Source organism: Klebsiella sp. JN_Kp122 (assembly GCF_040062085.1).
Classification (GTDB): domain Bacteria; phylum Pseudomonadota; class Gammaproteobacteria; order Enterobacterales; family Enterobacteriaceae; genus Klebsiella; species Klebsiella aerogenes.
This window is the reverse complement of sequence record NZ_JBEAHW010000044.1, coordinates 170,723-177,139: the sequence shown is the minus strand read 5'-3', so window position 1 is coordinate 177,139 and position 6,417 is coordinate 170,723. Positions and strand designations below refer to the sequence as shown.

Annotated in this window: 6 protein-coding genes; 2 read left to right on the top strand and 4 right to left on the bottom strand. The window is 54.7% G+C overall.

All coding sequences use genetic code 11. The features are described 5' to 3' along the window. Positions 1 to 148 precede the first annotated feature (148 nt). Positions 149 to 2,092, bottom strand: coding sequence for a 2',3'-cyclic-nucleotide 2'-phosphodiesterase (gene cpdB, locus ABLU78_RS19215; RefSeq protein WP_048229715.1), 1,944 nt, complete (start codon positions 2,090 to 2,092; stop codon positions 149 to 151). A 191-nt stretch (positions 2,093 to 2,283) separates the two neighbouring features. Here cpdB and cysQ point away from each other — a divergent pair, with 191 nt between their 5' ends. Next, the gene (gene cysQ, locus ABLU78_RS19210) at positions 2,284 to 3,027 is read left to right on the top strand and encodes a 3'(2'),5'-bisphosphate nucleotidase CysQ (protein WP_015704189.1); all 744 of its coding nucleotides are present in this window, start codon (positions 2,284 to 2,286) and stop codon (positions 3,025 to 3,027) included. Here the strand turns inward: cysQ and ABLU78_RS19205 are convergent. Next, positions 3,017 to 3,574, bottom strand: coding sequence for a YtfJ family protein (locus ABLU78_RS19205; RefSeq protein ID WP_015704190.1), 558 nt, complete (start codon positions 3,572 to 3,574; stop codon positions 3,017 to 3,019). The genes cysQ and ABLU78_RS19205 overlap by 11 nt on opposite strands. A gap of 319 nt (positions 3,575 to 3,893) precedes the next feature. Between ABLU78_RS19205 and ABLU78_RS19200 the strand changes: the two genes are divergently transcribed. Next, complete coding sequence (locus ABLU78_RS19200) at positions 3,894 to 4,100, top strand: DUF1107 domain-containing protein (RefSeq protein ID WP_015368594.1); 207 nt, start codon at positions 3,894 to 3,896, stop codon at positions 4,098 to 4,100. A 63-nt stretch (positions 4,101 to 4,163) separates the two neighbouring features. Here ABLU78_RS19200 and ABLU78_RS19195 read toward each other — a convergent pair whose 3' ends face one another. Together ABLU78_RS19195 and msrA are read right to left on the bottom strand one after the other, a co-directional pair. Further along, positions 4,164 to 5,516, bottom strand: coding sequence for a hemolysin family protein (locus ABLU78_RS19195; RefSeq protein WP_015368593.1), 1,353 nt, complete (start codon positions 5,514 to 5,516; stop codon positions 4,164 to 4,166). A gap of 181 nt (positions 5,517 to 5,697) precedes the next feature. Continuing rightward, complete coding sequence (gene msrA, locus ABLU78_RS19190) at positions 5,698 to 6,336, bottom strand: peptide-methionine (S)-S-oxide reductase MsrA (protein WP_015368592.1); 639 nt, start codon at positions 6,334 to 6,336, stop codon at positions 5,698 to 5,700. Positions 6,337 to 6,417 lie beyond the last annotated feature (81 nt).

The window sequence follows — 6,417 nt, the reverse complement described above, 5'->3', positions numbered from 1 at the left end:
CGGGCTACCGGCCAGCTCCGCTTTGTAGCCCCGGTAAGCGCAGCGCCACCGGGGAGATGTACCCGGATAGCGGCTGACGCCTAATCCGGGCTACCGGCCAGCTCCGCTTTGTAGCCCCGGTAAGCGCAGCGCCACCGGGGAACAGGCATTACTGACTCAAATCCAGCTGATAAATAGCGAAACCAATATCATCAGTCGCCACCTGCCGCATCGGATACTGTGCTTTCTCTTTGATAAACGCCGCGGCTTTGTCGCCAGGCGAGGTCTCAAAGCGAATATCCAACGGCGTTTTGCTGTGGATCGGCGCCAGTCGCCAGTTGTTATCCGCCGCCGGATGGATCGCGCCATCTTTCTTCGACTGTGCGCCAATCCACGCCGCCAGCACCGAACGGTTTTCGTCCGGGGAGGCAAAAGCGATATGGCTGTCGCCGGTACCGGCGAATTTGCCGCCGTAGGCGCGATAGTTATTGGTGGCGACGAGGAAGGTGGCCTGCGGATCGATAGGCTTACCGTTAAAGGTCAGGTCTTTGATGCGTTCTGACTGCGGGTGAATCATCTGGCACTCGCCGTCGTAGCGCGCCGGTTGGCTGACGTCGATCTGGTAATTGACGCCGTCAATCACGTCGAAGTTATAGGTGCGGAACCCTTCCCAGTTAATCAGCGACTGTGGTTTGCTGCTGGCGGGGTCAATCTGGTTAAACTGCCCGGCGGAGCATTCGAGCCACTCCTTGACCTCTTTACCGCTTACCTTCATCACCACCAGCGTGTTCGGGTAGAGATAGAGGTCGGCGGCGTTACGGAAGGTGAGCTGGCCTTTTTCCACTTCGACAAAGCTTGCCGGATCGTTTTTACGCCCACCGACTTTAAACGGCGCGGCGGCGGAGAGTACCGGCAGCTTCGCCAGATCCGGATCGCCCTGAATGTAGTGTTCGACATAGGCCTTTTGCGCCATGTTGACCACCTGCACCGTCGGGTCGTCCTGCACCAGCGCCAGGTAGCTGTACATGTTGTCGGCGGACTTGCCGATAGGCTTGCTGACGAATTCGCGAGTGGCGTCGTGATCGGCTTTCAGCACCGCCACCATTTTACTATCTTCCGCCGCCAGTGATTTTTTCGCTACCGCGTCGTAAATAGGTCGCGCTTCGGCTTTAGCCTGCGTCACTTGCCATTTACCGCTGTCGTTATTCAGCACCAAATCGACCACCCCGAGATGATCGCCCCACATTCCCGGCATCACCGCCGGAATACCATTCAGCGTACCTTTGGCGATATCCGCGCCTTTAATGGTGGCGAAGTCTTTACCGGGGAACACCGCGTGAGCGTGGCCGAACATAATGGCGTCAACGCCGGGTACCTGGCTTAAGTAGTAGACCGAGTTTTCCGCCATTGCCTGATAGGGGTCGGCGGAGAGGCCGGAATGCGCAACCACGACTACCACATCAGCGCCTTTCGCGCGCATCTCCGGTACGTACTTACGCGCGGTTTCAGTGATGTCGTTGACCTTCACCTTGCCGCTGAGGTTAGCTTTATCCCAGGTCATGATCTGCGGCGGCACAAAACCGATATAGCCGATGCGCAGGGTATGGGGTTGACCATCGCTATCCTGAACCTCGGTATCCTGAATCAGGTAGGGCGTAAACATCGGTTTGCCGGTTTTGAGATCGATAATGTTGGCGTTAACGTAGGGGAATTTCGCCCCGGCCAGCGCCTTGTGCAGGAAGTCGAGACCGTAGTTGAATTCATGGTTTCCCAGATTGCCGACGGCGTAATTCAGGGTGTTCATCGCCTTATAAACCGGATGCACATCCCCCTCTTTAAGTCCTTTTGCCGCCATATAGTCGCCCAGTGGGCTACCCTGAATAACATCGCCGTTATCCACCAGCACGCTGTTTTTCGCTTCCGCGCGGGCTTTTTCAATCAGGCTGGCGGTTCTGACCAGGCCGAATTTTTCCGTCGCGGCATCTTTGTAGTAATCGAAATCCATCATATTGCTGTGCAGATCGGTGGTTTCCATGATCCGCAGGTCGACCGTCGCCGCGTTGACGCTGGCCGCCACCAGCGTGGCCAGCAGCGTTGCGCTAAACTTAATCATCAGAGGCGTCCTTTTTTATGAGCAATGGCACAAAAGAAAATGTATTTACATTCTGTTGCTTACAGAATTGTGAATTCTGCCAGAAAAGCGTGAATGGAAACCGCTAGTGTTATCACAGATAGCGGAACTGGTGATGATGCGATATAAATAAAACAACGAGTTAACGCCACTGTAACCAGAAGAGGTGGAGAATGTTAGAACAAGTATGTCAGCTTGCACGGACCGCGGGCGATGCCATCATGGATGTCTACGATGGGAACCAGCCGATGGATGTGAGCAGCAAAAAGGATGATTCTCCGGTTACCGCGGCGGATATCGCCGCGCATAAAGTCATTGTCAGCGGCCTGCAGGCGCTGGATGCAGCAATCCCGATCCTCTCTGAAGAGGATCCGCCGGCGTGGGAAGTGCGGCAGCACTGGCAGCGCTACTGGCTGGTCGATCCGCTGGACGGCACCAAAGAGTTTATCAAGCGCAACGGCGAATTCACCGTTAATATCGCGCTGATTGAAAACGGCAAACCGACGCTGGGCGTGGTGTACGCGCCGGTGATGAAAGTGATGTACAGCGCGCAAAATGGCAAGGCGTGGAAAGAAGAGTGCGGCGTGCGCAAGCAGATTCAGGTTCGCGATGCTCGCCCGCCGCTGGTGGTGATTAGCCGCTCCCATGGTAACGATCCGGAGCTGCAGGAGTATCTGGAGCAACTGGGCGAGCACCAGACCACCTCAATCGGTTCGTCGCTGAAATTCTGCCTGGTGGCGGAAGGCCAGGCGCAGCTCTATCCGCGCTTTGGGCCGACCAGCACCTGGGACACCGCCGCCGGTCATGCGGTCGCGGTAGCCGCCGGGGCGCACGTTCACGACTGGCAGGGTAAAACCCTCGACTACACGCCGCGTGAATCCTTCCTCAACCCCGGCTTCCGCGTCTCTATTTATTAAGCAGCTTATGCAGCAGGCCGACAACCTGCTGCACCTCTTGCTGGGTCAGCGCGCCGTCTTTTGCCCACTGAACACGCCCGTCTTTATCTAACACCACAATTGCCGAACTGCCTTCATCGAGCTGCCAGGCTTTGCGCGCGAGGCCGTTGCTGTCGACGATAAACTGCGACCACGGATAGAGCTGCTTATTGCTCTCAATACTGCTGCGCACGAACATCCCGGAGCCGGGGATAGCGTCGTCGGTATTGACGATGGTAGTGGTCTGATAGCGGTCGTGCGGTAGGCCAGCCGCCTTAATCGCCTCAATCAAATTGGCATTTTTCTCTTTTGCCGAGGTACGCCCGGCAATATGCTGGATAACGCGCACTTTTCCCGCCAGCTGCGAGCTATTCCAGTTTTTGTAGCTAAACTTATCGTTATTCAGTATTAGTTCTCCGCGATCGGCGATGCCTACCGGCGCGACGCGCTGACCGTCGACAAAATTATGCGCCGAAGCCATTAACGGCAACAGGAGGGCGGAAACCGCCAGCAACTTACGTAGGGTCATGAGATATCCTTTTTTATATGCAGGTGATCCGACCACTTGGTCTTGTTTAATGATAAGTGCGATTCGTCGCCATTACCCGCAAGCGTGATGCCAGTTTGCGTGCCAACGCACACATTCGACCAAAAACGGAAACTTATACTAACAACTACGTATGCCTGAAACGAAAATTCTGAATTATTGTCATCAAAGGGTAAAAAAACTTCTACAGACTGGGTGTCTTCGGAAATCTGGACTATAGTTTTAGGGCATTAAAATTTGCGCTCCCGATACGCGGGCTAACTGTGGCACCGCAGGAGCGTAACCCTGGCAGGAGACAACAATGAAAATTTTCCAACGCTACAATCCGCTGCAAGTGGCGAAGTACGTGAAGATCCTGTTTCGTGGACGGTTGTACATCAAGGATGTTGGCGCTTTTGAATTTGATAAGGGAAAAATCCTTATCCCGAAGGTTAAAGACAAACTGCATTTCTCAGTGATGTCCGAAGTCAATCGTCAGGTTATGCGTCTGCAAACTGAGACCGCATAACGTGGTATGACGGCACGAAAAAAAACGGCTCCCATCGGGAGCCGTTGATGTTTTCAGGGCCGCTTACGCCGCGCCTTTCTCTTTTTTCGCCGCTTCTTCGATATCAGGCAGTTTCGGTACCAGTACCGTTGGTTTGTTGTCGATGCGGGTGACCAGCAGCTGGTCGATACGGTAGTTATCGATATCCACCACTTCAAACTTGTAACCGGAGAACTTCACCGCATCGGTGCGTTTCGGGATCTTACGCAGCATGAACATCATAAAGCCGCCGATGGTCTCGTAATTATCGGACTGCGGGAACTCATCGATATCCAGCACGCGCATCACGTCGTCGATCGGCGTCCCGCCGTCAATCAGCCAGGAGTTCTCATCGCGGGCGACGATTTGTTCTTCCAGCCCCTGGCCGACCAGGTCGCCCATCAGGGTAGTCATGACGTCGTTGAGGGTGATAATCCCTACCACCAGCGCGTATTCGTTCATGATCACCGCGAAGTCTTCGCCGGCGGTTTTAAAGCTTTCCAGCGCTTCAGAGAGCGTCAGGGTATCCGGCACGATCAGCGTATTGCGGATCTGCACGCCGCCGGTTAACACCAGGCTCTGGTTTGCCAGCACGCGGTTCAGCAGGTCTTTTGAATCGACGTAACCGATGATGTGATCGATATCCTCGTTACATACCAGGAACTTGGAGTGCGGGTGTTCCGCCACTTTATTCTTCAGGCTCTGCTCGTCTTCGTGCAGATCGAACCAGATCACGTTTTCACGCGGCGTCATCGAAGAGGGGACGGTACGGGATTCCAGCTCAAAGACGTTTTCAATTAATTCGTGTTCCTGTTTACGCAGTACCCCGGCCAGCGCACCGGCTTCCACCACCGCGTAAATATCATCAGAGGTGATGTCGTCTTTACGCACCATTGGGATTTTAAACAGGCGGAAGATGTTGTTCGCCATGCCGTTAAACAGCCACACCAGCGGGCGGAAGACCAGTAAACAGAAGCGCATCGGGTTGATGATGCGCAAAGCCACGGCTTCTGGCGCAATCATACCGATGCGTTTCGGCGTCAGGTCAGCAAACAGGATGAACAGGCTGGTGACCAGGGTGAAGGAGAAAATAAAGCTCAGCTGCTCGGAAAGCTCCGGCGACATGTAGCGGCTCAGTACGCTGTGGAAAGCAGGCGAAAAGGCGGCATCGCCGACGATACCACCGAGAATGGCCACGGCGTTAAGGCCGATCTGCACGACGGTGAAGAAGGTGCCAGGGTTTTCCTGCATTTTGAGAACGCGCTGCGCGTTCACATTGCCTTCATCAGCCAGCAATTTGAGTTTGATTTTACGTGATGCGGCCAGTGAGATTTCAGAGATCGAAAAAAATGCACTGACGGCAATAAGGAAAAGTATTACTAAAATACTGTTTAACATATCTTTTCTGACCGTTGAGGCCAGATCCTCGGAAGGGAAGTGGATAACTCTTTTAATGTGGAATACATAAAAAACCGGTCCGAAGGCGCTGGACCGGCTATGACACAGCGTAGTATAGCGTAAATGTCTGTAAAGCCACCAGAGCGATAATTATTCTCGCCAGCGGCCTTACTCTTCAGGATTACGCCTGCGGGGGGAGGCAAACGCCAATCCCGCCGATACCGCAGTAGCCGTACGGATTTTTGTGCAGATACTGCTGATGATCGTCCTCGGCATAGTAGAACGGTTTCGCCGTGGCGATTTCGGTGGTGATCTCGCGGGTGTCGTTGGCGTCGCGCATCGCTGCCTGGTAACGCAGCATGCTGGCCTGCGCCGCTTCAAGCTGCTCTGGCGTCAGCGGGTAGATAGCTGAACGGTACTGCGTGCCGTGGTCGTTACCCTGCTGCATCCCTTGCGCCGGATCGTGGTTCTCCCAGAAAACCTGCAGCAGTTGTTCATAGCTGATGACCTGCGGATCATACACCACACGCACCGCTTCCGCGTGCCCGGTGTCGCCGCTGCAGACTTCGCGATAGGTTGGATTTGGCGTGTAGCCGCCGGTATAGCCCGCCGCGGTGCTGTAGACCCCCGGCAATTGCCAGAACAGACGCTCGACGCCCCAGAAGCAGCCCATCGCGAACAGCGCGACCTCCATTCCTTCAGGAACATTGGTCATTGAGTGGCCGTTAACGGCGTGGAGCGTTGCTACCGGCATCGGCGTGTTGCGCCCCGGTAGTGCATCCGCCTGGGCGACAAGATGCGTTTTATCAAATAGACTCACGGTTGGCCTCGCAATTTGTGGTTAAGGTTGTAACGTCGCGTATCTTTTTAGACAATAAACACGCTCAATACGTCTAAATTT